At 59.6% G+C, this 24410-nt stretch carries 20 protein-coding genes, 1 other RNA gene and 1 pseudogene; 4 read left to right on the top strand and 18 right to left on the bottom strand.

Translation table 11 applies throughout. The annotated features are described in order from the left end of the window. Positions 1-111: 111 nt before the first annotated feature. The 6 genes from DW943_RS03125 to glp all read right to left on the bottom strand — a co-directional run bounded on the left by DW943_RS03125 (position 112) and on the right by glp (position 7241). Positions 112-1395, bottom strand: a complete 1284-nt coding sequence (locus DW943_RS03125) for a double-cubane-cluster-containing anaerobic reductase (protein ID WP_117862158.1) — start codon at positions 1393-1395, stop codon at positions 112-114. A 431-nt stretch (positions 1396-1826) separates the two neighbouring features. Then, positions 1827-2897, bottom strand: coding sequence for a sulfate/molybdate ABC transporter ATP-binding protein (locus tag DW943_RS03130; protein ID WP_117862159.1), 1071 nt, complete (start codon positions 2895-2897; stop codon positions 1827-1829). A gap of 3 nt (positions 2898-2900) precedes the next feature. Next, on the bottom strand, positions 2901-4343 hold the full coding sequence (gene modB, locus DW943_RS03135) for a molybdate ABC transporter permease subunit (RefSeq protein ID WP_233543586.1): 1443 nt from the start codon (positions 4341-4343) through the stop codon (positions 2901-2903). 68 nt (positions 4344-4411) lie between these two features. Then, on the bottom strand, positions 4412-5284 hold the full coding sequence (modA, locus tag DW943_RS03140; RefSeq protein WP_117800327.1) for a molybdate ABC transporter substrate-binding protein: 873 nt from the start codon (positions 5282-5284) through the stop codon (positions 4412-4414). Positions 5285-5488: 204 nt separating this feature from the next. Next, entirely contained in the window at positions 5489-5968 is a 480-nt protein-coding gene (locus DW943_RS03145; protein ID WP_117800328.1) for a molybdenum cofactor biosynthesis protein B, read from the bottom strand. 10 nt (positions 5969-5978) lie between these two features. Further along, the gene (gene glp / locus DW943_RS03150; RefSeq protein WP_117800329.1) at positions 5979-7241 is read right to left on the bottom strand and encodes a gephyrin-like molybdotransferase Glp; all 1263 of its coding nucleotides are present in this window, start codon (positions 7239-7241) and stop codon (positions 5979-5981) included. 210 nt (positions 7242-7451) lie between these two features. Here glp and DW943_RS03155 point away from each other — a divergent pair, with 210 nt between their 5' ends. Both DW943_RS03155 and DW943_RS03160 read left to right on the top strand, forming a co-directional pair. Further along, entirely contained in the window at positions 7452-8873 is a 1422-nt protein-coding gene (locus DW943_RS03155) for a chloride channel protein (RefSeq protein ID WP_199572759.1), read from the top strand. A gap of 87 nt (positions 8874-8960) precedes the next feature. Then, the gene (locus DW943_RS03160) at positions 8961-9923 is read left to right on the top strand and encodes a diacylglycerol kinase family protein (RefSeq protein ID WP_117862161.1); all 963 of its coding nucleotides are present in this window, start codon (positions 8961-8963) and stop codon (positions 9921-9923) included. A 21-nt stretch (positions 9924-9944) separates the two neighbouring features. On the opposite strand, the pseudogene DW943_RS03165 reads toward DW943_RS03160, so the two are convergent. From DW943_RS03165 to DW943_RS03180, 4 genes and pseudogenes are all read right to left on the bottom strand, one after another. Continuing rightward, positions 9945-10253 (bottom strand): annotated as a pseudogene (locus tag DW943_RS03165) (peptide chain release factor-like protein); the annotation flags it as partial. A 156-nt stretch (positions 10254-10409) separates the two neighbouring features. Beyond that, positions 10410-10988, bottom strand: a complete 579-nt coding sequence (locus DW943_RS03170) for a xanthine phosphoribosyltransferase (RefSeq protein WP_089571612.1) — start codon at positions 10986-10988, stop codon at positions 10410-10412. A 157-nt stretch (positions 10989-11145) separates the two neighbouring features. Then, positions 11146-12450 (bottom strand): MFS transporter, encoded by a 1305-nt coding sequence (locus DW943_RS03175; RefSeq protein ID WP_117862162.1) that lies wholly within the window; start codon positions 12448-12450, stop codon positions 11146-11148. 141 nt (positions 12451-12591) lie between these two features. Then, the gene (locus DW943_RS03180; RefSeq protein WP_117776343.1) at positions 12592-13875 is read right to left on the bottom strand and encodes an O-acetylhomoserine aminocarboxypropyltransferase/cysteine synthase family protein; all 1284 of its coding nucleotides are present in this window, start codon (positions 13873-13875) and stop codon (positions 12592-12594) included. 230 nt (positions 13876-14105) lie between these two features. On the opposite strand from DW943_RS03180, the gene DW943_RS03185 reads away from it, so the two are divergent. Further along, positions 14106-14552, top strand: a complete 447-nt coding sequence (locus tag DW943_RS03185; RefSeq protein WP_233543587.1) for a C-GCAxxG-C-C family protein — start codon at positions 14106-14108, stop codon at positions 14550-14552. A gap of 67 nt (positions 14553-14619) precedes the next feature. On the opposite strand, the gene DW943_RS03190 is transcribed toward DW943_RS03185, so the two are convergent. The 3 genes from DW943_RS03190 to rpsA form a co-directional block, all read right to left on the bottom strand. After that, on the bottom strand, positions 14620-15255 hold the full coding sequence (locus DW943_RS03190; protein ID WP_117862163.1) for a YigZ family protein: 636 nt from the start codon (positions 15253-15255) through the stop codon (positions 14620-14622). Between the two features lie 311 nt (positions 15256-15566). Beyond that, positions 15567-15928, bottom strand: an RNA gene (gene rnpB / locus DW943_RS03195) — RNase P RNA component class A. A gap of 325 nt (positions 15929-16253) precedes the next feature. Next, positions 16254-17420, bottom strand: coding sequence for a 30S ribosomal protein S1 (gene rpsA / locus DW943_RS03200; protein WP_022095232.1), 1167 nt, complete (start codon positions 17418-17420; stop codon positions 16254-16256). Between the two features lie 315 nt (positions 17421-17735). Between rpsA and DW943_RS03205 the strand changes: the two genes are divergently transcribed. After that, on the top strand, positions 17736-18494 hold the full coding sequence (locus DW943_RS03205; protein WP_117862164.1) for an HAD family hydrolase: 759 nt from the start codon (positions 17736-17738) through the stop codon (positions 18492-18494). A 97-nt stretch (positions 18495-18591) separates the two neighbouring features. Here the strand turns inward: DW943_RS03205 and DW943_RS03210 are convergent, their stop codons facing one another. The 5 genes from DW943_RS03210 to DW943_RS03230 form a co-directional block, all read right to left on the bottom strand. Beyond that, positions 18592-19329, bottom strand: a complete 738-nt coding sequence (locus DW943_RS03210; protein ID WP_117862165.1) for a DeoR/GlpR family DNA-binding transcription regulator — start codon at positions 19327-19329, stop codon at positions 18592-18594. 150 nt (positions 19330-19479) lie between these two features. After that, positions 19480-20853: a PTS transporter subunit EIIC gene (locus tag DW943_RS03215; protein WP_117862166.1), complete on the bottom strand. Its 1374-nt coding sequence runs from the start codon at positions 20851-20853 to the stop codon at positions 19480-19482. Between the two features lie 7 nt (positions 20854-20860). Next, entirely contained in the window at positions 20861-21799 is a 939-nt protein-coding gene (locus DW943_RS03220) for a sugar phosphate isomerase/epimerase (RefSeq protein ID WP_117862167.1), read from the bottom strand. A 369-nt stretch (positions 21800-22168) separates the two neighbouring features. After that, positions 22169-23491 carry a serine dehydratase subunit alpha family protein gene (locus DW943_RS03225; RefSeq protein WP_117862168.1) on the bottom strand — a complete coding sequence of 441 codons (1323 nt, stop codon included), beginning with the start codon at positions 23489-23491 and terminating at the stop codon, positions 22169-22171. A gap of 231 nt (positions 23492-23722) precedes the next feature. Next, positions 23723-24358, bottom strand: coding sequence for an HXXEE domain-containing protein (locus tag DW943_RS03230; RefSeq protein WP_158566079.1), 636 nt, complete (start codon positions 24356-24358; stop codon positions 23723-23725). Between the last annotated feature and the right edge of the window lie 52 nt (positions 24359-24410).

The raw sequence follows: 24410 nt of genomic DNA on the forward strand, positions 1-24410 counted from the left end.
TCCCAAGTGCCCGAGGTTGCCGTGAAAGAGGAGCGTCGCGTACTTTGGTACGCAAGCGACGGTTTGAACAGCAAGATCGGGTGCCTGGGGAAGCCGCCGGGACGAATAGTCCTAAATGGTTTCCAAGAAAGCCTCAATCCTGGTTTGCAGTTGGCCTGCATCCTCGCCGGCGTAGTCGGTCGTGATGTGCATAAATGGAATGCCTGCCTCCTCGGCGGCCTTCTCCACGGCAAACGACTCCATCTCGTAGAGCGTGCAGAACTGCAGGGCCACGTCGACGATGCCGTCGGCGTGCAGGTCCTTGGCCATCTGGACAATGTCCTTCATACGCTGGTCGTTGGGCGTAAAGACGGCGCAGTTGATCTTAAAGTAGCGCTCGGCGATGGCATCGAGCATCTCGTCAACCGTCTCACCGGACTCGTCGACCAGGTCCTTGTAATAGCGCGAACCCGTGCAGGACTCCTCGCCTACCACAACGCCGCCGGCCTTCTCGATGAGGTTGAACAGCTTCCAGTTGGGCACGGCCATGGGCGTGCCGGTGTACAGGATGCGCTTGGTCCCCTTGGGCGCCACGCCCTCGCCGGCCTCGACACGCTGCTCGCACTCAGCCGCCATATCGTTGATGGCCCCGGTCAGACGCGGCGTGTCGTCCATAAAGGCGGCCTGAACGGTCAGCAGGCTGTCGAGACCGCTGATGGGCGCTGGGTCGGCAGCGCGCGTGGCAGCGAGGCGCTGCAGGGCACGGCGCTTCTCATTGACGGCGTGGATGGCGGCTTTCAGACGCTCAAGCGTAATCGTGACGCCGCACTCTTCCTCGATCTTGGCGGCGAGCTTCTTGACCTCGGCCTTCCAGGTCACAAGCGTCGACTCGTCGTGTACGTTGGGAATATCCATGACGTACATGTTCTTTTGCGTGGCAAAGAACTCGTAGGCTTTCTTCTTGCCGTCGCAGGTGTTCTCGCCTACCACCAAGTCACTCGACTCAATGTAGGGGCAGACCTCGCCCAGCTTAAAGCCGGCAAAGCTCTTGATGAGCGGACAAGTGTTGCGCGGCAAGTGCTCCTCGACCTTGTCGGTCGCCCAATCGGCACCCGAGCACAGACCCACGGGGATACCGTCGCAGGCGAGCACAATCTCCTCGGGCACGTAGACGCAGAAGCTGCCCACGATCTTGGTGGCCTCGCCGGCCTCCTTCTTGTCGAGCATCTCCTTAATACGACCGCTGTGGATGTTGGTGGCGACAAAATCCAGGTAGGACGTGGACTTGGGGCGATTGTTCTGCGTCAGGAACATATCGCCGTACATCTGGCCCACGGCGCCCAGCAGCATGTCGTGGTCGGCAAGATTCATGCCGAGGCTCTCCCACATCGGATGGAAATCAAATTCTTCAGCCATAACGGTTCCCCTCTCGAACCAAAAACGGATAACAGCGGTATCGATGCACGACGGACGGCGATTGCCCGACCGTGCTCAAACCCGGAATTTTAGGGAACCTGCTTTGCGGTCGATTATTTAGTTGTGCGTCGTCTCTCCCGGAGCCGTGAACATACCTGCTCATATGCGACTCCGAGCCATATAGAGGGCGCGCGCGGCAATGCGGCGAATATATGTCGTCTGCGGCATGTGCGCACCCTCCTTAACAAGTTGAAGTCAACTATATCAACGGTCATCGACCATGCGAACACCGTTGACATTCGTACGACAGCATCGTGTGCCGTCGTTTAATAAATAATTATCTTGATTGATAAGAATTTGTCATTCCTCATTCGGCGAACGGCAAAAACAAAGCCGCCGAGGCTTATATCCCCCGATGGCACTACCCGGCGCTATCGACAAACCAAATGGATCCTGCTGGCATCAAAATGCATGCGCAGCGTCTCGCCTGCTTGCGGCAGCTCGTCGACAGGCATGCCCACTTTGTTGACCTTCCACTGCAGGCGCGTCGGCGCATCGGCACGCGGCGCGTCCAGCAGCACCAGGCGCTCAAAACGCGAATCGCTCACTCGGGCCACGTGCAGGTCATAGCTGTTGCGACCCCGCTCGGCACGGTTGTCCACATGGAAGTAGCTCGCACGAATACCCAGGTACGCCACGTTATCGGGAACCTCACGGCCCACGTTGAAGGTCATGCCCCAGTCCAGGGCCTCAACTTCCTGAAGCCCGATCTTGCGCGCGCGGCTCGTATTCTTGCAGCCCGTCAGGCGCAGCGCAGCCAAGGATTGCGGCCGGCGGACCACGTCCTCGACGGAGCCGATCTCCTCCACATGTCCGTTATGCATCACGCAAATGCGCTCGCACAGGCGGCATGCCTCGTCAATATCGTGGCTCACGTAGAGCACGGTACGGTTACAGACGTCGAACAGGTCGAGCATGTTCTGCTCAAGCGCGCTCTTGAGATACGCGTCGAGCGCGCTCATGGGCTCATCGAACATAAAAATGCCCGGGTGTGCCGCCACCATGCGAGCAAGCGCCACACGCTGCTGCTGGCCGCCCGAGAGGCGCGCGGGATAACGGTCGGCAAAGTCGGCCAGTCCAAAGATGCCCAGGTAGCGCTCGGCAAGTTGTCTACGCGCTGCGGCGTCACCTGCACCCTCAACGCCGGCGCACACGTTATCGGCCACCGTCATATTAGGGAACAGCTGATAGTTTTGAAACATCAGGGCGCATTTTCGCTCCTGGGGCGAAAGGTTGATGCCCGCCGCAGAGTCAAAGAAGGTCACGCCGTTGACGACGATCTTGCCCTCGTCGGGTGTCTCCACGCCGGCAATGCAGCGCAACGTGCAGCTCTTGCCGCAACCCGAGGCGCCCAGGAGCGCCACACGCTCCTCGCCGGCCTCAAGCTGCATGTCGAGCATAAACCCGGGATAGCGTTTTTTGATATCCAAAACGAGCGACATAGCTTATCGACCTCCCTGCGGTGCTGCGTCATCGCGCATGAGCTCGGCCAGCGCCTCGCGATCGATACGCAGCGCATCGCCGCCCACTGGGTCGAGCGAATCGATCTGGCTACCCAGCTGCTTGGCCTGCTTGCGCTCCGCGTGGGACAGGCCGCGCTCGCGGTACTTTTGCGAATGCGCCGTGTACATATTGATGAACAAAATGACCGGGAAACTAAACACGATCACGACGACGACCCAAAAGAGGGCCACCGAGGTGTTGCCGCCCATCCACTCAAAGTAGATGGCGATAGGGATGGTCTGGGTAATGCCGGCGTAGTTGCCCGCAAAGAACAGGGTGCAGCCAAACTCGCCCATGGCACGCGCGAAGGCAAGCACCGCGCCGGCGGCAATCGAGGGCCAGCCAAGCGGCATCATAAGCTTGGTAAAGATGCGATGCTCAGACCATCCCAGGGTTCGCGCGGCATCGAGCATCTGCGTGTCGAGGCTCTCGAAGGCTCCGAGTGCCGTGCGGTAGACCAGCGGAAACGACACAACGACGGCCGAAATGACCGCCGCCGGCCACGTAAAGACAATCGAGATGCCGTGCGCGATGAGCCACTGGCCCACCCCGGTCGAGCGGCCAAATAGCATGAGGAGCAGAAAGCCGCAGACCGTGGGCGGCAGCACCATAGGAATCGTAAAGACCGAGTCGAGCAGGCCCTTGATGCGACTCGAGGTACCCATAGTCTTCCACGCGGCGAACAGGCCCAGCGCAAAGGAAATCAGCAGGGCAAGGCCGCTCGTTTTTATGGACACCCAAAGCGGGCGATAGTCGATGTCGCCCAAAAAGGAGGCCAGAGAGGTCAAGGGACCCTGCTCATCCCGCAACACGACAGACGATGCTTCTACCATTTGAGCGCTATCAAGCCAACGCGCGCCGCCCTTGGCATCACCCGAGGCCGATGCAATCACCACATAGCGGTCCCCATCCGCACCACGCACATCAAAGCCATAGGTATACCCGCCGGCATTAAACGTTGTTTCCGCCGTGACATACCAAGGAAGATCCACGTCCCCAAGCTGCGCACCTCCCATGCAGTTTGCGCTGTCGAGCTCACAGACGAGGGCCTTGAGACCCGATACGCACTCGTTATCCTGCGGATCCAATTCATACTTCTCGACCGCCCTGGGCGATATCCACACCACAACGCGATCGGCAGCAGGCGCCACCACAAGGTCCACGTCCTCGTCAACGGGAAACCGGTAGCCCTCAGGCTGGCCCTCCATGGCACGAGCGGTCCCCTTGGCCAACCGCTCAAAACCCTCGATCCCATAGGAAAGCCCATGAGCGGTCGCAGCAACCTGGGCCCCGTCCTCAGCGACCCCAGCAAACGCAAATCCCGGCACCCAGCAAAGCGCGAAGGTCAAAGCACAGGCGACAAGCATGCGGAATCTATTAAGCACGAAAAGCTCCAAGCGAATACAAGGACGGAGTGAAACACAAAACGATGGAATTATCGCGCCAAGCCGCACTACTCGGAAAGCTCAAAGCCGTACTTAGCCCAAATCTTCTGAGCCTTCTTGTTGGACAGGCAAAAGTCGATAAACGCCTTGGCCTCGTCGGCGTGCTCGGAGCCATCGGCGACAGCGCCCGGATACACGATGGGCTTATGCGAGTCCTCGGGACACACAAAGGCCTCCTCGATGCCGTCATAGCGGAAGATATCGGAGCTGTAGACAAAACCGGCCACGCAGTCGCCCGTAGAGACGTAAGACGCAGCGGTGCCGACCTTGTCGGCCAGGGCCACCTTGTCGGCAAGCTCGGGTGCATACTCGCCGTCGTCGCCCTCGGTGCCGGTGTAGAGACCCACAGAAGCTAAGGCCTGGTTGGCGTACTTGCCGGCGGGGACGGTCTTGGCGTCGCCGATGGCGATCTTGCCGTCCAGATTCGCGACGTTGGCGATGGCCTCGATCTTGGTGTCGGAACCCTCAGCACGAATGATCACAAGGTCGTTGACGAACATATCCTCACGGGTGTCGGCATCGACGAGCTCGGCGGCCTCGGCGTCGTCCATGGTGCCTTTGGAGGCGGTGATGAGCACGTCGACCGTGGCGCCGGCGCGCATCTGCTCGACAAGGTCGCCAGACGCCTTAAACTGCGTGTCTGCAAACGTGGTGCCGGTCTGGTCGGTGTAGAGCTCTTGGACCTCGGGCAGAGCCTTCTCGAGCGAGTTGGCGGCAAAGACCTGCAGCTCGACAGCTTTCTTGGAAGATGCCTTGGCAGAACCGGCATCGGATCCGGCCGGCTCGGACGTCTTGCTGCCCGAGCAGCCGGCAAGACCAAGGCCGGCAGCGGCGACAGCAGAAAGCGAGACGAATCCGCGGCGAGAAACCATATCGAACATATTCAACCCTTTCGGACCTTGTGCCCGGGTACCCCACCGCGAGCTATAATCTGCAATCAGATTATACTTTCACGCGAATAATGTAAGTGATAAAGATTTCTCGTCTGATAATTTTCTTTTGCCGATAGTCTCAGGACGTTCCGCGCTGTCGCTGCATAAAAAGGCGGAGCGACTCGTAAAGTCGCTCCGCCGCAGGTAGTGCGATTATTTGGCGTGCCCGCCGCCCGCCGTCATTTGGGCCGCATGCTCCAGTTGATCGCTCACGGCCTCCCAGCTTTCGCGGGCCGCTTTCGTGGATCCCGGAAAGTTGATGACAAGCGTATGCCCACGCTGCATGCACACGGCGCGCGAGAGCATGGCGCGGCGCGTCTTGGTCATCGAGTACGCACGGATCGCCTCGGCAATACCCGGCACGTCGCGATCGCAGACGGCACGCGTCGCCTCGGGCGTCACATCGCGCATCGAAAGCCCCGTGCCGCCGCAGGTGAGCACGACATGGGCGTGGCACTCATCGGCGGCTTCCACAATGGCATCACCAATCTCGCTGACGTCATCGCGCACGACCACATGTGAGGCGACCGTCCAGCCCTGTGCCTCGATAAGTTCCTCGAGTGCGGCTCCGGCCTCGTCCTGGGCAAGATCGCGCGTATCCGAGCACGTCACAATCGAAATCTTCAACTCCATAGCATTCCTCCTACAACACGGCGCCCTCGGGCAGGTCGACGCGAACAACGTCCACGACATCTCCCGCCTTGAGCTCGCACGGTCCTTCGTCAATACGCAGTAGACAGTTGGCCCGCTGCATCGTGCCGAGCAGCGCCGAATTCTGCGTCTTGGCCTCGGTCACCAACAGCTCACCGGTCTCGGGGTCGCGCAAAACCGTGGCGCGATCGAAGAAGCGTCGGTCCTGGCGCTTCTTTACGCCGTGCGTCAATATCGCCTGCTGCACGGGACGCGCACCCTCGGCAAAGCCGCGCATCTTGCGGATCGCGGGGCGGGCGAGCATCTCAAAGCCCACATACGCCGCCGCGGGATTGCCCGAAAGCCCCAAATACGGCTTGCCCCCAAGCAGGCCAAACGTGATGGCTTTGCCGGGACGCATCGAAATGCGGTCGAAGAGCACCTCGCCCTCGCGCTTGACCAGCGCCGTCACGTAGTCGTAATCGCCCGCCGAGGCACCGCCGCTCGTAATGACAAAATCGCACTCCTGCACGGCGCGATGCACCAGCTCGGCAATCGCCTGCTCATCATCGGGCGCAATGCCATAGAACACCGGGTCGGCGCCGGCATCGAGTGCCTCGGCCATCAACGCCGACGAGTTGGAGTCGCGAATCTGCCCGCGTGCCGGCAGCTCACCCGGCGCGACCAGCTCCGTGCCCAGCGAGATAATGCCCACGCGCGGAGCGGCATGGACCTTCACGCTCGCGCAACCGGCGCTTGCCAGCAGGCCAGCGCCGGCCGGGGCCACAACCTCGCCGGCGTGCATCACAACATCGCCGGCATGGGCCTCCTCGGCGGCAGAGCGAACGTTCTCCCCCACTTTAGCAGGCGCCGAAAAGCTCACGTGCGAGCCCTCGTTGCCGTCGCCGTCAAGCACCTCGACGATCTCGTATTTCACCACGGCATCGGCACCTTCGGGTACCGGCGCGCCCGTCATGATGCGGACGGTCTCGCCCGCGCCAATTGTGCCCTCAAACACATGGCCCGCGGCCTCGTGTCCGATAACGTCGAGCGTCACCGGCGCCTCGCCAGATGTCTGCGCCAAGTCCGCCGAGCGCACGGCATATCCGTCCATAGCGCTGTTGGCAAACGGCGAAATGTCGATATCGGCCACCGCGTCCTCTGCCAAGGGAAGACCGGCGGCCTGCCACACGGGAATCTCGACAACTTCGGTGCGATTCACGTGCGACAAGACGATCGCCTGTGCGTCCTCCAACGGAATGAGTTTCTCAGCCATATGCACCTCTTAATGCCACGGCGCACAACAGGAGCGCCGATTCTTTATGCTTGTCTCAGTATAATCCCCCGACGCACGACCGCGACTCGGCCTGTACCCGCAAATACACCTGTCGGTTGCAAGCCGCGAAACAGAATGGAAACCAACCCACCGGCTCGTCGCGTTTACCGCGTTTTATAATGCTCGTGTTGCAACCCAAAAGAGGAACGTATGACTTTTACCGACAAACCCGAAAGCGCAAACGAAGCGCAGGATCATTCTCAGTCGCTCGACGACGGCGGCTTTTTCTCCCTGAACGACGTCATCATGGCCGGCAGGCATCAGCTCACCCGCTCCGAGCATCTCTTGGCCGCCGACACGCGCCGCAACGCCCGCAACCTACTCGCGAGCGCCAAGTTGCTCACACTCGTCGTCATCGTCTCGCTCGCCATGGGCGTTGCCGCCTGGGCGTTTTTGACCTCGCTGGATATTGCGACCGATTATCGCGAGAGCCATGCGTGGATCTACGCCCTGCTCCCCGTCGTGGGCGTGGCCACCGCGTGGGTCTACAAGAACCACGGTCTCGCCGCCAAACGCGGCAACAATTTGGTCATCGACTCCGCCCTGGGCACACGACTCATCCATGCGCGCATGGCCATCCTCACGTTTGTGTGCTCCACGCTCACGCATCTGACGGGCGGCTCGGCCGGCCGCGAGGGCGCCGCGGTGCAGATCGGCGGTACCATCGCCAGCAATGTCTCGAGCCTTGCCCATCTCAAAAAACACGACCACCACGACCTCATGCTCGCCGGTATCTCGTCTGCCTTTGGCGCCGTGTTCGGATCACCTCTCGCCGGAGCTTTCTTTGGCATGGAGATGTGCTTTATCGGCAAGATCGACTACACCGCGGGCATCTACTGCCTGGTCGCCTCGTTTACCGGCTACTTTACGTCACTCGCCCTGGGCACCCAGTACGAGAGCAACGTCATCGCCAGCGTTCCCGACATGACGCCCAGAACGGTTGCCATCGTCGTTATCGGAGCCATTGTCTTTGGCCTGACGGCGCGCCTCTTTGCCTGGTCGGTCCGCACGGTCAAGAACCTGTATGCGCGTTTTATCACCAACTATCTCGTCCGTGCGCTCGTCGGCGCACTCGTGGTGCTTGCGGCCTATGCGTTGCTTGACGCCTGGGAGTATGCCGGCCTTTCCACGTGGCTTTCGGGCGCCGGGTTTGCCGGCACCACCACCCTCGCCGACGCCGCCATCAAGCTCGTCGTAACGGCGCTCACCCTGGGTGCCGGCTTCCAAGGCGGCGAGGTCACGCCCCTGTTTGGCATCGGTGCGGCGCTCGGCGGATGGATTGGCTGCCTCGCTGGACTCGACCCGAGCTTTATGGCGGCCCTCGGCATGCTCGGCGTCTTCTGTGCCGGCCTCAACGTGCCCATCACCACCTGCATGATGGCTATCGACCTGTTCCATGGGACAGCCGCGGGCTTCTTTGTCATCGTCTCGTTTATTAGCTATCTCGTCGGCGGCCACCGTGGCGTGTACCCCGCGCAGCGCATCGTGTCGCCCAAGCGCCGCTCGCTTATCGTGGACGAGGGCGGAACGGTGGCAGAGGCTATCGAGCGCCACAACGACCTGATAGAGTAGACGTAAGTAATCGCCGTGCAGCCACAATCGGGGGCAATTCGACCCGAGCGCGACCGCACCGTCATGCCACACGCCGGGAGTCGCCCCATGCACGCAACTGACTTTGGTCGCACGCTCATCATCGCCAATCCTGTCGCCCAGTCGGGCGCCGCGCGCGAGGTTGCCGAGCGCCTGCAACGCTTTTTGGACATGACGGCGCGCACGTCCCAGTTTGACCTAGTGCTGACCGCGTGCATGGGGCACGCCAAGGAGCTTGCCGCACAGGCTCAGGGCTATCGCACCGTTATCGCCCTTGGCGGCGACGGCGTGATCCACGAGGTCGTCAATGGGCTCATGGCGCAGGAAAAGGCCATCCGTCCCGCCCTTGCCGTCCTGCCCGTGGGCTCCGGCAACGATTTTGCCCAGACGCTCGGAATCGACGATTTCTCCGGTAAGGATTTTGGCGCGCTGCTCACCTGCGAGCTGCAGCACCAGGATATCGGGCGTATTCGCTCATGGAACCCCGCAAGCGGAAGCGGCGAGGCGATCGTCGAGTATTACGACCAGACGCTCTCCGTCGGTATTGACGCCGCCATCGGCCTGGGCACCACCGAGCTGCGCAAAAAGACGGGTCTCACCGGCACGTCGCTCTACACCCTCTCGGGACTTGAGCAGTTTGGCCTACGCTATCGCAACTACCCCATGACGGTCAGCTTTGACGGCGCGCCCGCCGAGCGCGTGCGGGCGATTATCATGGCGATTCAGCTGGGCCCCACCTATGGCTCGGGCTATCGCATCTGCCCTGATGCCGACCCCTGCGACGGCATACTCGACGTCTGCTACGCCTGCGGCCCCGTCCCCCGCGCGGTTGCCCTGCCCATGTTTCTTTCGGCCAAGGACGGCCACCACACCAAGCTGCCGCCGGTTCGTATGCGCCGTTGCTGCCATGCCGAGCTCACCTTCGAGCAGCCCGATTATCCCATCCAAGCCGATGGCGAGCCCGTTGACGCCTCGCGCATCGAGGTCGACGTCCTCGGCAGCGCCCTCCAAGTTTGGCACCCTACCCGCTAGCAAGGCCAGTGGAACAAACGACTACTCGTCGCTGCCCGGCTTGCGTCGGTTGGCCTTTTTAATGGCATTGAAGTGCTTGTCATTGAGTCTGCGCTGACGAGAGCGCTGGGGCACCTTGGTCTTTACGCGTCGGCGCGGCGGACGCCCACGACGCTCAAGCTCGGCGCGCAGCTTACGCAGGCAGCTCGAGCGATTTTGGAACTGGCTGCGGCTCTCGCGTGCCGTCACGGTAATCCCCGAAGGGATATGTTTCATGCGCACCGCCGTGTCCGTTGTGTTCACACCCTGACCACCCGGGCCCGTAGCGCGAAACACCTGCACCTCGCAATCGCGCGCCAACTCTTCGGCCGCCATCGCGGCATAGCGCGCATACTCGCGCCATCCCATCTTGTTCTCATCCATATCAACACCTCCCCTCATACAAAAAAATGTGACAAAAGGACAGTCCCTTTGTCACATCGCATACCAATCGCTTGTGTTGCGCGCTTAGGCGAAGGTGATCTCGCCGTTCTCGCAGTCCATATCGGCAATGCGAGCCAGGCTCTCAACGCGGAAGCCGCGCTCGCGGAGCTTATCGCCACCGCCCTGGAAGCCTTTCTCCACCGCAATGCCAATGCCAGCAACCTCGGCACCCGCGGCCTCACAGATCTTGATAAGACCCTCAAGCGCGCAGCCGTTGGCCAGGAAGTCATCGATGATTAGGACCTTATCGCCCTCGGACAGAAAGCGCTTGCCCACGATGACCGGGTACTCCTTCTGCTTGGTAAAGGAGTAGATGGTCGTGGCATACTGCTCGCCGTCGAGGTTAATGGACTGGGCCTTCTTGGCAAAGACCACCGGCACGCCGCCAAAATGCTGAGCTGCAATGCAGGCCATGCCAATGCCCGAAGCCTCGATCGTCAGGATCTTGTTGATCTCGACGCCCTCGAACAGACGGGCCCACTCAGCGCCCATGTGATCGAACAGTTCAACGTCGCACTGGTGGTTGAGGAAGGCATCAACCTTAAGGACGTTACCGGCCTTTACGATGCCGTCATGGCGAATACGATCCTCAAGCTCCTGCATGGCGCAACCCCTTCTCGCGGCAACGATACCGCGCGATTAATAAACGTTGTTCGATAGTCTACCACGGACCGACCCCCGCCCGTCCCACAAGCCACATCGCACCACAAACCAGTCTTTTTGGGACGGCGCGAATCGTGGCAGACAGCCTCCCAACACGCTAATGGCGGGCGCACATCTTCACCAAACGCACCATGGCGAGCGCAAAGCCCACAGCGGCCACAGCCATGAGCACGTAGAACACCGAGCGAAAGCCGAATAAGAACACATCCGAACGGCCTGCAACGAAACTGGTCACGGCCTCGCCCATCGCCACGCTCATCTGCCCATACAGGATATTCGACGCCACCGTAATACCGAGTGCCATGCCGGCGTAGCGCGCCAAACTGCCCAAGCTGCCCGCAAAACCGAGCGCTTCGCGCGGAGCCGAGCCCATGTACAGGGAGTTATTGGGGCTCTGGAAAATCGACGTGCCGCACGACATAAACGCGACACAGCACACGATCACAGGGATGGAGGAGTGCTCGTCGAGCGTACTTACCGCAAAGAGACCGCACACGTACACACCCAGGCCGACCGCCGTGGGACCCTCGCAGCCAACACGGTCCGAAACCGTACCCGAAAGTGGCCCGATAAAGGCATTCACCATCGGCAGCGCCAAAAAGAGCAGTCCGGAAATGTCGGAACCAAAGCCGTGGGCGTCCTGAAAATAGAACGGCAGGATAAACTCGGATGCGCCAATGCCAACAAACACGATGAGCATGCAGGCAAGATTGATGGTGAAGGCCGAATTTGCAAAGCAGCGACGCGCGGCCTCCGCCAGCGACATGGGGCGCTCGCCGGCCTCCGGCTTAACATGCGGCAGCGTGTAGAGCCCCACGATAAACGAGATGACGCCAATGGGCAGGTTGATGAGGAAGATGCTCTCCCAAGGAAAGCTTGCCACCAGCATGCCGCCGAGCACGGGGCCACACATCATGCCGAGGGCCACAAAGGTCGCGAGAATGCCCATGGCACGGCCTCGTTCGCGCGCCGGAAACGACTCGGTGATGATACCCATGTTGTTAGCCATGGCCGCCGCGCAACCGACGCCCTGAACAATGCGTGCCAGGATAAGAACCTCGAGCGAGGCCGAAAGGCCGCACAGCAGCGAACCGACCGAAAAGACGGTGACGCCCAGCTGAAACACATTCACCTTGCCGCGCACGTCGCCCAGACGGCCAAACGGCAACATAGCCACGCACGTCGCAAGCAGATACACAGAGCTTACCAGCTGAATGCGATCGAGGCCCACACCCAGCTCTTTTTGCATCACGGGCAGCGCCACGGTCACGACGGTCGAATCCAGACACACCATAAACGTCATGATGAGCACGGTAAACAGAATCGCCCATTTGTTCTTGCCATGGGTATCGCCCTCAAGGGCAATGTGTTCGCGGCGCAGCTGCTCTGCAGTTTTCTCCATATCCATCCTTTCGAGTGGTGCAACGCAAAAACGGGGCCCCAATCGCCTGCGAACAGTCGCGATTGGGGTCCCGCCTACGGAATCGGAACTATATGTCACCGGAACCCCAAGAGGCTCCGTCGCTTCATACGAGAAGCTAGCCTAGCACTGCTCGAGCGCCTGCTCAAGGTCGGCAATCAGATCGGCCGTGTCCTCGAGGCCGCACGACAGGCGCACCATGTCGGCGGAGATGCCGCAGGCGATGAGCTCCTCATCGTTCATCTGACGGTGCGTGGCGTTAGCGGGATGCAGGCAGCAGGTGCGAGCATCGGCCACATGCGTGGCGATCTGGGCGAGTTTAAGGCTCTTCATAAAGGTCTCGGCCGCCGCGCGACCACCGTTAAAGCCAAAGCTCACAACGCCGCAAGTACCGTTGGGCATGTACTTCTGAGCCAGGTCATAGTACTTATCGCCCTCCAGGCCCGGATAGCTCACGAAGCGCACCTTGGGATGGCTCTGCAGGAATTTGGCAACGGCCAAGCCGTTCTCGCAATGACGCGGCATGCGCACATGCAGGCTCTCGAGCGAGCTGTTCAAGAAGAATGCCGCCTGCGGGTTCTGCATGGGGCCGAGGTCGCGCATGAGCTGCGCGGTGGCCTTGGTAATAAAGGCGCCCTCACGGCCGAACTTCTCGGCATAGGTCACGCCGTGGTAGCTCTCGTCAGGCGTGGTGAGACCCGGGAACTTGTCTGCATGGGCCATCCAGTCAAACTGGCCGTGGTCGACGATCACGCCGCCCAGGTAGGCGGCATGTCCATCCATGTACTTGGTGGTGGAGTGCGTGACGATGTCGGCACCCCACTCAAAGGGACGGCACATCACGGGCGTCGGGAAGGTGTTGTCGACCATCAGCGGCACACCGTGGTCATGCGCGGCCTTGGCAAAGCGCTCAATATCGAGCACGGCAAGGGCGGGGTTGGCAATCGTCTCGCCAAAGACAAGCTTGGTATTGGGCTCAAAGGCTGCCTCGAGCTCCTCATCGGTGCAGTCGGGGGCAACGAACGTGCAAGTCACGCCCATGCGGCCCATGGTATGGGCAAGCAGGTTGTAGGTACCGCCGTAGATAGCAGAGCTCGCGACCACGTGATCACCGGCACCGGCCACGTTAAAGATCGCGAGGAAGTTTGCGGCCATGCCCGAACTCGTGAGCATCGCAGCGGTGCCGCCCTCCATCTCGCAGATCTTGGCGGCAACCAGATCACACGTGGGATTCTGCAGACGGCTGTAGAAGTAGCCCGACTCCTCCAGGTCAAACAGCTTGCCCATGTGCTCGGACGTGTCGTATTTCCACGTGGTGGACTGGTAGATGGGCACCTGGCGCGGCTCCGCATCTCCCGGGTGATAGCCGCCCTGAACACATGTAGTACCGATGGTCTGCTCGCTCATATCCAACTCCCTTACTTGGGTTTTGTTTTTATTCGGTTCACGATACCGCTACCCCGCACCCCTCTCAACCCATCCCCAAGGTAGGTTATGTGACAAATGAATCAGAGGCATTCGTCTCAGCCTTAGGCATTTGTTCGATGGATATAAATGAGGCATACGTGAAGCTCTCAATGATTACATGCACGGGCAAGGGTACCATAGGCGGGTACACCGTAATCAAGGAGACAACGATGAAGCACATCGATACGACCCAGCTCGACACCACCGCCTGCCAGGCTCAGGCGGCCGAATACCACGCCCGTGGCTTTAACTGCGCCCAGGCCGTCGCCTGCACGCTCGCGCCCGCCGTCGGGCTCGACCCCCAGATCGCCTTCACCCTCACCGAGGGCTTTGGCGCCGGCATGGGCGGCATGACCGAGACCTGTGGCGCCATCTCGGGCGCGGTGGCCATCATGGGCTTTGTGATGAGCGATGGCATGGAAAACCCCAAGACCAAGGGCCAGACCTACAAGCTGTCGCGCGAGATCGCCAAGCGTTTTGGCGAGAAGAACACGACGACCATCTGCGGCACGCTCAAGGGCATCGGATCGGATAAGGGACCGCTGCGCAGCTGTCCCGGCTGCATCGACGATGCCGTCGAAATCGCATGCGATATGCTAAAGCAGCTCGCCGAGTAAACGATATCAACAGAAAACGACGGCCGGCGCGCTTGAGATTCATCCAAAAGCACGCCAGCCGCCGCCATTAGAACTCAGCAAATTCGGGAGCGCCGACCTCAATCTCCTCGCGCCCCGCCATAAGCTCGCGCATCTTGGCGCAAAACAGCTCCTGCTCCCCCGCCTTAAACACCAAGTGAAGTGTCACGGCATCCGCGTAATCGGTATCCAAAACCTTGGCACCCGAATCCTGCGCCAAACGAAGCACCTGCTCATACTGCGGATAGGCAACATACACGTCAACCGGCACGACACTTGTCATCTCGACGATTTGCCCGGCCTCCCGAGCAGCCGCCACCGCCTCCTGTGTCGCCGCCGTATAGGCTCGTACCAGACCACCGGGCCCCAACAACGTGCCACCAAAATAACGTGTCACAACACAGCATACGTTTTTAAGTCCCGCACCGCGCAGCACCTCGAGCGTCGGCATGCCACTCGTGCGGCTCGGCTCACCGTCATCACTCTGGCGCTCGCGTCCATCGACCAAAATCCACGCGAACACATTATGCCGAGCGTCATAATGACGCTTGCGAACCATCTCGATAAAAGCATTCGCCTCGTCCTCTGACTCAATATGGATCAACTGGGCAATAAACCGGCTCTTGCGGTCCACAAACTCGCCCGAAGCCTCAATATTCAATTGCAGAGTAAAATAGCTGTCCAAAAAAGCCCCTCAACAACAAGCAAAGCAATAAACAGCCTCAATAATACGGCAAAGGCCGTACCGATAACCCCGGCGAAAAGAATGGAGCCGCCGATGAATCCGTCAACGAAAGCGAGAACCCGTCAGCGCGAGCAAGGTGCCTTGAAAGACAAGTTTGCAACAAAAATGCGGTCGCTGATGACCAGGCAAAAACAGCGAGACGGCGCCAGCTGAGTCGATTTGGCCCGAAAGAGGAGGGAGCACGCCTTATGGCGGCGACCGACGAATGAGCGCCAAATCGGCCAGCTGACGCCGTCGCAGCGTCAACAAGAAAGCTGAGTGGGCCTATAAGCCGGGTTCTGTCGTGAACGGTCATTTATCTTGTCTGCACGTTACCGTGCAGCTCCACGCACGCTACCCGAACGCGGACCGGGCCGGCCCATAGCGTTCCTATTCGCGCTTGCTCCGGATGGGGCTTGCCAAGCCGCCGTGTTGCCACGACGCTGGTGGTCTCTTACACCACCGTTTCAGCTTTTCCCTTTACGCCTTGCGGCGCAGGTGGGAGTCTTCTTTTCTGCGGCGCTTTCCGTCGGATCACTCCGCCCGGCCGTTAGCCGGCATCCCGCCCTCTGGAGCCCGGACTTTCCTCACGCGTGCTGCAAGCAGCACATCGCGCGACCGTCTGACCCACTCAGCAGTGCAAGAGTGTAGCACACCGTTGCCGCAGGCAATGGCACAACACAAGCGTTCGACACGATAAACCAAGAACCACGCTATGCAGTACAATAGACTTGTCGATGGGCAACGTCGTCAGTCGAGACGCGACCGCGCTCCGCACCCCTCCGTCTACTCGGTGCGTTCCCGCCTCCTCCCCGAGGCGGGATGTCGGCATATTTTATGCACCGACAACCAAATAGCAAACAGATAGCCCGGCATCATCGTGCACCACAGCTGCAAATGCAAAAAGGGACCCGTCCATTGCGGACGGATCCCTTAAAACAAGTGATCGTCAAACCGATTTACTCGGCGTCGGTCTCCTCGTCCTTCTTCTCGGAAGGCAGCGGGGTAACCTCGATCTCGACGCCCAGAGTCTCAGCAGCGGACTTCATGGACAGGGAGATACGACGACGGTCGAGGTCGATCTCCATGACCTTGACCTGAACCTTGTCGCCCACGTGGGTGACCTGAGAAGGCTGATCGACGTGCTTGTTGGCCATCTCGGAGATGTGCACCAGACCCTCGATGCCCTCGCCCAGGTCGACGAAAGCGCCGAACGGGACAAGCTTGGTCACCGTGCCCTCGACGATAGCGCCGACGGGGTACTTCTTGACCAGTGCGCGCCACGGATCCTCGGTGGTCTGCTTGAGACCCAGGGAGATACGCTCGCGGTTGAGATCGACGTCGAGAACCTCGACCTCGACCTCCTGGCCGACCTTGACAACCTCGGAAGGATGGTTGACGTGGTTCCAGGAGAGCTCGGAGATGTGGATGAGGCCGTCGATGCCGCCGAGGTCGACGAAGGCGCCGAAGTCGACGATGGAGGAAACGGTGCCCTGGAGACGCATGCCAGACTTGAGCTTGGACAGGATCTCGGAGCGCTCGGCCTTACGGGACTCCTCGAGCACGACGCGACGGGAGAGGACGACGTTGTTGCGGTTGCGGTCCATCTCGATGACGCGGGCCTCGATGCGGGTGCCCATGTAGGAGGTGAGGTCCTTGACGCGACGGAGGTCGACGAGGGAAGCGGGCAGGAAGCCACGCAGGCCGATGTCGAGGATCAGGCCGCCCTTGACAACCTCGATAACCTCGCCCTCGACGTTCTCGCCGGAGTTGAACTTCTCCTCGATGCGGTTCCAAGCACGCTCGTACTCGGCACGCTTCTTGGACAGGACCAGACGACCGTCCTTGTCCTCCTTCTGGAGAACGAGGGCCTCGATGGGATCACCGAGTGCAACGATGTCTGCAGGGTTAGCGTCCTTGCGGATGGACAGCTCGCGGACGGGGATAACGCCCTCGGACTTAAATCCGATGTCAACGAGCACCTCGTCATGCTCGATCTTAACGACAGTGCCGTTAACGAGATCGCCCTCATCAAAGTCGGTAATCGTACCGTCGATGAGGTTGTTCATCTCCTCCTCGTTGACATCGTCAAGAGAGAAAATGGACGAGTTCTGAATCTCACTCAAAGGTGGACCCCTTTCGAACTACGGGGCCCCGATTGCTAGGACCTACAGAAGGGTGCGACAAGCACACAACGTTTAGGAACACTCGGGAGCCGACAGATACTGATGTGACGCTTATGCAATCACGTCCGTATAGATTACGGGGAAATCACTTCGATTTCAAGCGTGAACTGCGATTTTTTACTCGTATGGAGACTTTTTCGCAATCTTGTGAACGACTGTCTCCACAAGTTAACGATAAGCAGTGAAGCATACTGCTTTGGGGTAAAGTATCCCAGACATACGATTCTGGAACGATTTTTCGAGAAAGGTGCCCGCGTGCTCAAAGCAGTCGTTTTCGATATGGACGAGACGCTTCTTAGCATTAACCTCAATGCGTTCATCCTTCGCTATTTTAAGGATGTCTCATCGATGCTCGCGGATATCGGACGTCGCAGCCGCGGGGGCACGATGGCACGCCTCGGCACCATCCTGGTCGACCTCAACGCCAATCGTCGCAACAGTACGGACAATCGCACCAATCTTGAGTTTTACCAGGAAGAGGTTGAGCGCCGGTGCGGCATTTGCCTCTCGGACCCACTCATCTACGAGGCGTTTACCTACTACGATCGCGAAGTCCTGCCGCACAAGAACTATAACATGATCAATGCGAAAGCCATGCCGGGCGCACACGCCGCGCTCCAGGCCGTACAGGATGCAGGACTGCGCTGCGCGCTCTTCACCAACCCCAGTTTTCCCCAGGGGGCCATCGAATGCCGCATGGGCTGGGGCGAGCTGACAGACGCGCCCTTCGAGCTCGTAACGCACATGGGCAACGCCACGCGCTGCAAGCCCGATGCCACATATTATCTAGAGCAGCTGCAGGTCATGGGGCTCGAGCCACATGAGGTCCTCATGGTGGGCAACGACCCCAAGCGCGATTTCCCCAGCCCCGACTGCGGCATTCAAACTGCCTATGTTGGCCAGGGAAAACCGGGACGTGCCACCTGGCGTGGAACCATGGAAGACTTCGCCCGCGACTTTAACGCCGTAGTAGAAGCCTTCTACGAACATCAAGTAGCCGACGAACTAAGCTAGTCCACAAATCTGGAATGAGACAAAAGGTCAGGTACGTTTGCCGCATGCTTCCTTACGTAGGCAACGACTTGAGGACAGGATGCGATGCCCCGGCGTCCTAGGCCGTAATCATCTTGACACGCTCGCCGATTTTGGCGTCGCGCTTGTCGGAGATAACAGTAAAGCCCTCCAGGTCGCACACCTTTACATTTGAAAACACATGGAACTTGGAGCTATCGGCGAGTACATAACTCGCTTGGGAATTCCGCATCACAATGCGCTTTTTGATAGCCTCGGAATAACCAGGCGTCATGATGCCACGATCCTCGTCCACCGCGTTGACGCCTATAAACGCCCGGTCAAAGTACAGCTCACGCAACGCGTTCTCCACCATTGGCCCGGTCAGCGAGCAGGTAACGGGATTAAAGTCGCCGCCAATAACCACCACCTTGGCAGCGAGGTCGCCCGTAAACCTACATGCGTAGCCGTTGGTGGTGTAGATAGTCACTGGTTTGTCGACGAGCAGACTCAGGAGCGCCGTCGCGGTGGTACCGGAGTCGACATAGACCGTCTCACCGTCCTCGACCTCCGCTGCCGCACGGCGCGCGATCAGGTCCTTCTCGCTACTCCGCTGCGCGCCCTTTTCAAAGACACTCACCTCGCGAGCTGCAGAATGCAGTTTGACCGCACCGCCGGTCAGATACTCGATGCTCCCCCGCTTCTCGAGCTCCTTGAGGTCGCGGCGCAGCGTAGACATCGACACATCGGGCATAAAGGCCGCGAGCTCATCTATCTTGAGCAGGTCAGCCTCCTTTAGCTTATTAAGAATCAGTTCATGGCGCTCATACGGAATCATCGGCGTTCCTTCCTTTTCATCTATTTTCAAAGTTTAACCTAATCAAGCCAAACAAAAGCAAAAAGGGCCGCTGCGATATAAGCAGCGACCCCTTATTAGATGGAAGTCGGTCTTAGCCTTGGGCTCATGACTCGTAGCCCCAAAGCAAGACTAGGCGAGCTGATCGTCCTTGTCGGTGAAGATGTAGCCGAGTACGCCGGCGACAACAGCCGAGATAACCATGCCGATCATGGCGAAAGCGAAGTTCATCGGATCGGAGGAGACGAAGGCCGGGAACGTAGTGACGGAGCCAAAGACAAAGGCCGTGGTGACGACCTTGAAAAGGCCGAGGAACGCGCCGCCGCAGGCACCGCCGATGATCTGAGCCAAGAAGAGCTTCTTGTTCTTGACAAGCATGCCAAAGAGCGTGGGCTCGATGATGGCAGAGAGGCAGATGGTCACGGCACCGGTCATGGCAAAGCTCTTGAGCTTCTGATCGCGGGCCTTGAGGAAGACGCCGAGGGCGCAGCCGATAACAGCGAAGTTGCAGGCAAAGGTGGCCGGGCAAATGTAGTCGAAGCCATTGGAGGCGATGTTGTTAATCATGATGGGGTTGACTGCCCAGTGGATACCCATCGAGACGAGCACGGACCAGCCGCCGCCCACCAGGATGCCAGCAAGCACGTTGGAGCGGGCGATGAGCCAGTTGACCACGAAGGCGATGCCCTCGCCGGCATAGACACCCAAAGGACCGATCACGAGCATGGTGGCGGGGACCATGATTATCAGCGAGACCGCGGGAAGCACGACGAGCTTGAGGGTCTCGGGCACATGTTCATCCAGGAACTTATAGAGGAACGAGTAGACCCAGATGGCGATGATGGCCGGGATAACGGTGGAGTTGTAGCTCATGAGCACCACAGGAATGCCGAAGAACTCGCTCATGGCGCCGTTGCCCGCATCGCCCATCAAGCCGATAAAATCGGGATAGAGCAAGCAGGCGCAGATCAGGGCCGAAAGGTACGGGCTCGCACCGAAGCGTTTGCCCGAGGAGAAGCCTAGAAGCACCGGCAGGAAGTAGAACACACTCATCGAGAGGGCGTAGAGGATGGTGTAGGTACCCGTGCCCTCGGTGATAAGACCAAGCTGAACCGCAAGAATCAGCAAGCCGCGGAGGATACCGGAGCCGGCCATGGCGGGCAGCAACGGAGCAAAGACACCCGAGATGGCGGAGAAAATCCTGGAGACGATGCCCTCATCGGAGGAAGCGCTCGTGGAGACCTCGGCGCCCGAGCCCTTGACAAGCGGCTCGAACTTCTCATAGAGCTTGGGTACCTCGGTGCCAATCAGCACTTGGTACTGGCCGGCTGAGTTGACGGTGTTGACCACGCCGTCGACTTCCTTAACGGCCGCATCGTCACACTTGGAATCGTCGCGCAGGTTCAGGCGAAGACGAGTGGCGCAGTGCGTCATACCCGAGATGTTCTCGGGGCCGCCCACGGCGGCAAGAATGCCCTCGGCAGTAGCTTCCCAATCACGTTTCATAGAATGATTACCTCCCCATAGCGCAGAAGAGCTCGCGCACGAGCGCGGCCGCTGCAAGTGCATCGTTTGCATCAATCACGGACTGTATCTTTTCCTGGCCCACACTTTCCAAGGAGTCATTCATAAGCTTCATCATAGCGAGGTTATGAGCGCACTCCCCTTCCGCATCCTCGATAATTGGGAACGTATCGAAGTAGATAGCGTGGTCAAAGGCGTATTTCTTGAGATAGAAGAGCATTTCGAGCGTCTTGACAGGCGTAGCCATGCCGATCATGAGTCCGTCGTCCATCACGCCGTAGCCATCGTTGAGGTGAATGCCGTAGAGCTTGCCGGCACGACCGAAGATATCGGTAGCCATCGCGGGGTTCTCGTGCTTCATGAGCATGTGACAGTAATCGAGCGTAACGCCAAGATTCTCGCGGTCCACCGCGTTGAGGATCATGCCGGTGAGGCCCATCGAATCGATATAGGCGTAGCTGCGCTCCTCATAGGGCTTGTACTCGATGGAGATATGCAGATCGGGCGCATAGTCGCAAACCGCCTGGAACGCCTTAACGAGGTTGTCAAACACGAGGGTGTAGTCGATCTGGAAGCTGTAGTCAAAGCCGTCATGACCGAGCCAGATCGTCACGGTATCGCCGCCGCAGGTGCGACAGTAATCACAGGCCTCATAGCAGAGCTTAAGCGCCTCCCCAGCGAGTGCGGGATCCTGATTGCCCAGGTCGCCATTGATAAAGTCGTTGCGAAAGCGAAGAGCAGTGCCGTTGAGCTTGAGGTCGTGCGCGTCGAGCTTGGCCTTCATCTCCTCGGCGGAGATGTCCACCACGTGCTCAGGGTAATTAAGGTCCACATGGGTGAGGCCGACGTGCTGGAACTGGTCGAAGACGCGGTCGATGTTCTTCTCACCGGTTCGGTAGTAGGAGTTGATGCGGGTTGCGAATTTCATCGCTGAGCTGCCTTTCCTGTAAGGAAACGTTCAAACGGAAAGCCCCGACCGTTGCGCGCGTTTGGGCAGGTGCCCCTTCCGTAACTACAGTCTATTGCAAGTAATTCTCATTCGCAATCATAGTTTTTCATATGTATTCATAGTTTTTCAAAGTAAATGAACAGGACACCGTCTTTTACCTGCACTTTTAGTTGATGCAAACATCTGACACTACTTGAAACTAAATGACTATTCCTGATTCTAACTACCGTTTACCGACAATTATTAACCGTTTGCCGGCAAAGAAATGCACCTGCCCACTATGCAGGCAGGTGCTTTACGGCCACAAGAGCGACGACTTTAACAGCAAGATGCAGTGATCCGGAGCCCCTAGCAATCGACGACGGTCTTGCCGATCATGATGTTGAGGATCTCGACGTCGGTGTCCTTCATGCCTACACGGCCCACATAGCCCATGCTGGCAATCGTCTCCTCCACCGTATCCTGGATCAGGCCCTCGCCGGCACGGAAGCCGCGGCCCTGCATGGCCATATCGTGGCCCAGAATCGCTGCATCGACAGCAGCCGAAATCTTGGCGGCGCAACTTGCCTTGGCGCCATCGCACACGATGCCGCCCACGTTGCCGAGCGTATTGGAGACCGTCGCACCGATCTGCTCGCGCGTGCCGCCGCACAGCCAGGAAATCGCAGCGCCGGCACCACACGCAGCGCAAATAGCACCGCAAAACGCCGAGAGCGCACCAATATAGCTCTTGATGTGCACGGCAATAAGGTCGGACAGTATCACGGCGCGCACCAGACGCTCGTGGTCGCAGCGCAGGTAGTCGGCATATTCCATGACGGGCAGCGCGCAGGTAATGCCCTGGTTGCCCGAGCCGCACACAATGGCGACCGGCAGCGCGCAGCCGTTCATACGGGCATCGGAGCCGGCGGCCGCACGCGCACGCGCACGGCAGGCGACGTCATCGGCACGAGCGCCCAGCAGCGTACGGCCCACCTCGGCGCCCCAAGCGTGCGCGAGGCCCTCGGCACTGATCGCGCCGTTCAGCTCAATCTGACGCTCGACGGCCGCGCGGGCATCCTCAATGTCGCCGGCCTCGATAAAGTCGATGATGGACTCGATCGACATGGGTGTGTCGGCCTTATCCGCCGCCCGCTCGGCCACCACGCGCTCGGCGCAGGCGGCACACTCCCCCGCCGACTTGCCGCATACCGGAATACCGTCGAGCGTATGGCACGTGACATTGGTGTGGTGATCGGTAATCTCGACGACCGCGGTATGGCCACCAGCCGTGGCAGTCACCTTGATGTAGAGGTTGGGCACGCCCTCGACGAGCGACACATCACAGTAGTCGGCGTCGACAAGCAGCTCAGTCACGCGAGCACGATCCGCATCGTCAACGCTCTCGAGCACCTCGAGCGCGCTCTTGGCGTCACCGCCCACCGCACCCAGCACGGCCGCGGCCTCAATACCGTGCATACCGCCCGAGTTGGGCACGGTCACGCTCTTAACGTTCTTGATGATGTTGCCCGAGCAGGCAACATCCATATGTTCGGGTTCGCAACCGAGCGTCTGGCTCGCCAGCGCCGCCGCATAGGCAACGGCAATGGGCTCGGTGCAGCCAAGCGCACAGACAAGCTCGCGGTTCAAAACATCGCAAAATGCGGCATCGCGGATAGAATCGGTAGGCATAGCCATCTCCTACATATAACGGGTTGCTCTCGCAAGTAATCAACTTCTCCATTTGATAACAAGGCGACAAAAACCGCAAGCTGGGTTCCGGCAGACGGCCGCCAGAAGCAAATTGGCGGCATTTTGCGTGATGAGCTGATGTTCGCAACCGCTGGCTCGCCACCTTTTTAGTGTGACCCTCGCCTGTGTTTGCAAAAGCAGAGGTCACGACGCCGTCCGCCAACCTGCGCGTCAATCCCCGAGCTTCCTCCGCCCCAGAATCGAATCGCGCGCGTTACGCATGAACTCCCCGTAGCTCATGCCCATCATCTTCACCACGATGAGCCGCTGCGTGCCGAACAGGGGTATGAGGAGCAGGGCCGCGGCGGCGAGCCACCAGCACCACGCGAAGGGCTCCACGGCGACGACGTGCCAGATGGTGAACGCATCGAGCGGGAGCATGAACAGGAGCGAGGTGACCATGCCGGGCGAGTATATCCTCGTCTTGGGGTTCGCCCTTCCCGCGACGATGTGCGCGAGCGGCTCAATGATTCCCAGAACGAGCGCGCCGATCACGAGCCAGTGGAACTGGGGGAAACAGAACGGGATGAGCAGCATATAGACGGTGATGCAGAAGAGGGCGAACTTGGGGATGCGCATGTCGCGCATGGGCATGTCGGTGAGCGAGATGGCAAGCTCCACGAACCCGCCGGGATATTTCAGCTCCTCCCACTCGTGGGCGGCTATCAGGATGTAGTAGAGCCCTATAATCCCCTGGGTCACGGGCATCGACTCCCAGAAAACAACCATGTAGACCGCGACGCAGGCCGCTATTACGGTCGTAACGTAGAGGCTATTGCGGACTATGAATCTGTCGGCGAAGGCCATCGACCTCTCCTCTCCCTTAGATATAATCAACATATGTTCATTGTCTTGAGCG

It is taken from the genome of Collinsella sp. AM44-11 (assembly GCF_003467145.1).
Taxonomy (GTDB): Bacteria; Actinomycetota; Coriobacteriia; order Coriobacteriales; family Coriobacteriaceae; genus Collinsella.

What these genes read in the sequence shown, in the direction of transcription:
- DW943_RS03125 (WP_117862158.1), bottom strand. Translation starts at nt 1,395, where the DNA reads ATGGCTGAAGAATTTGATTTCCATCCGATGTGGGAGAGCCTCGGCATG.
- DW943_RS03130 (WP_117862159.1), bottom strand. Translation starts at nt 2,897, where the DNA reads ATGTCGCTCGTTTTGGATATCAAAAAACGCTATCCCGGGTTTATGCTC.
- modA (WP_117800327.1), bottom strand. Translation starts at nt 5,284, where the DNA reads ATGTTCGATATGGTTTCTCGCCGCGGATTCGTCTCGCTTTCTGCTGTC.
- DW943_RS03145 (WP_117800328.1), bottom strand. Translation starts at nt 5,968, where the DNA reads ATGGAGTTGAAGATTTCGATTGTGACGTGCTCGGATACGCGCGATCTT.
- glp (WP_117800329.1), bottom strand. Translation starts at nt 7,241, where the DNA reads ATGGCTGAGAAACTCATTCCGTTGGAGGACGCACAGGCGATCGTCTTG.
- DW943_RS03155 (WP_199572759.1), top strand. Translation starts at nt 7,452, where the DNA reads ATGACTTTTACCGACAAACCCGAAAGCGCAAACGAAGCGCAGGATCAT.
- DW943_RS03160 (WP_117862161.1), top strand. Translation starts at nt 8,961, where the DNA reads ATGCACGCAACTGACTTTGGTCGCACGCTCATCATCGCCAATCCTGTC.
- DW943_RS03170 (WP_089571612.1), bottom strand. Translation starts at nt 10,988, where the DNA reads ATGCAGGAGCTTGAGGATCGTATTCGCCATGACGGCATCGTAAAGGCC.
- DW943_RS03175 (WP_117862162.1), bottom strand. Translation starts at nt 12,450, where the DNA reads ATGGAGAAAACTGCAGAGCAGCTGCGCCGCGAACACATTGCCCTTGAG.
- DW943_RS03180 (WP_117776343.1), bottom strand. Translation starts at nt 13,875, where the DNA reads ATGAGCGAGCAGACCATCGGTACTACATGTGTTCAGGGCGGCTATCAC.
- DW943_RS03185 (WP_233543587.1), top strand. Translation starts at nt 14,106, where the DNA reads ATGAAGCACATCGATACGACCCAGCTCGACACCACCGCCTGCCAGGCT.
- DW943_RS03210 (WP_117862165.1), bottom strand. Translation starts at nt 19,329, where the DNA reads ATGATTCCGTATGAGCGCCATGAACTGATTCTTAATAAGCTAAAGGAG.
- DW943_RS03215 (WP_117862166.1), bottom strand. Translation starts at nt 20,853, where the DNA reads ATGAAACGTGATTGGGAAGCTACTGCCGAGGGCATTCTTGCCGCCGTG.
- DW943_RS03220 (WP_117862167.1), bottom strand. Translation starts at nt 21,799, where the DNA reads ATGAAATTCGCAACCCGCATCAACTCCTACTACCGAACCGGTGAGAAG.
- DW943_RS03225 (WP_117862168.1), bottom strand. Translation starts at nt 23,491, where the DNA reads ATGCCTACCGATTCTATCCGCGATGCCGCATTTTGCGATGTTTTGAAC.
- DW943_RS03230 (WP_158566079.1), bottom strand. Translation starts at nt 24,358, where the DNA reads ATGGCCTTCGCCGACAGATTCATAGTCCGCAATAGCCTCTACGTTACG.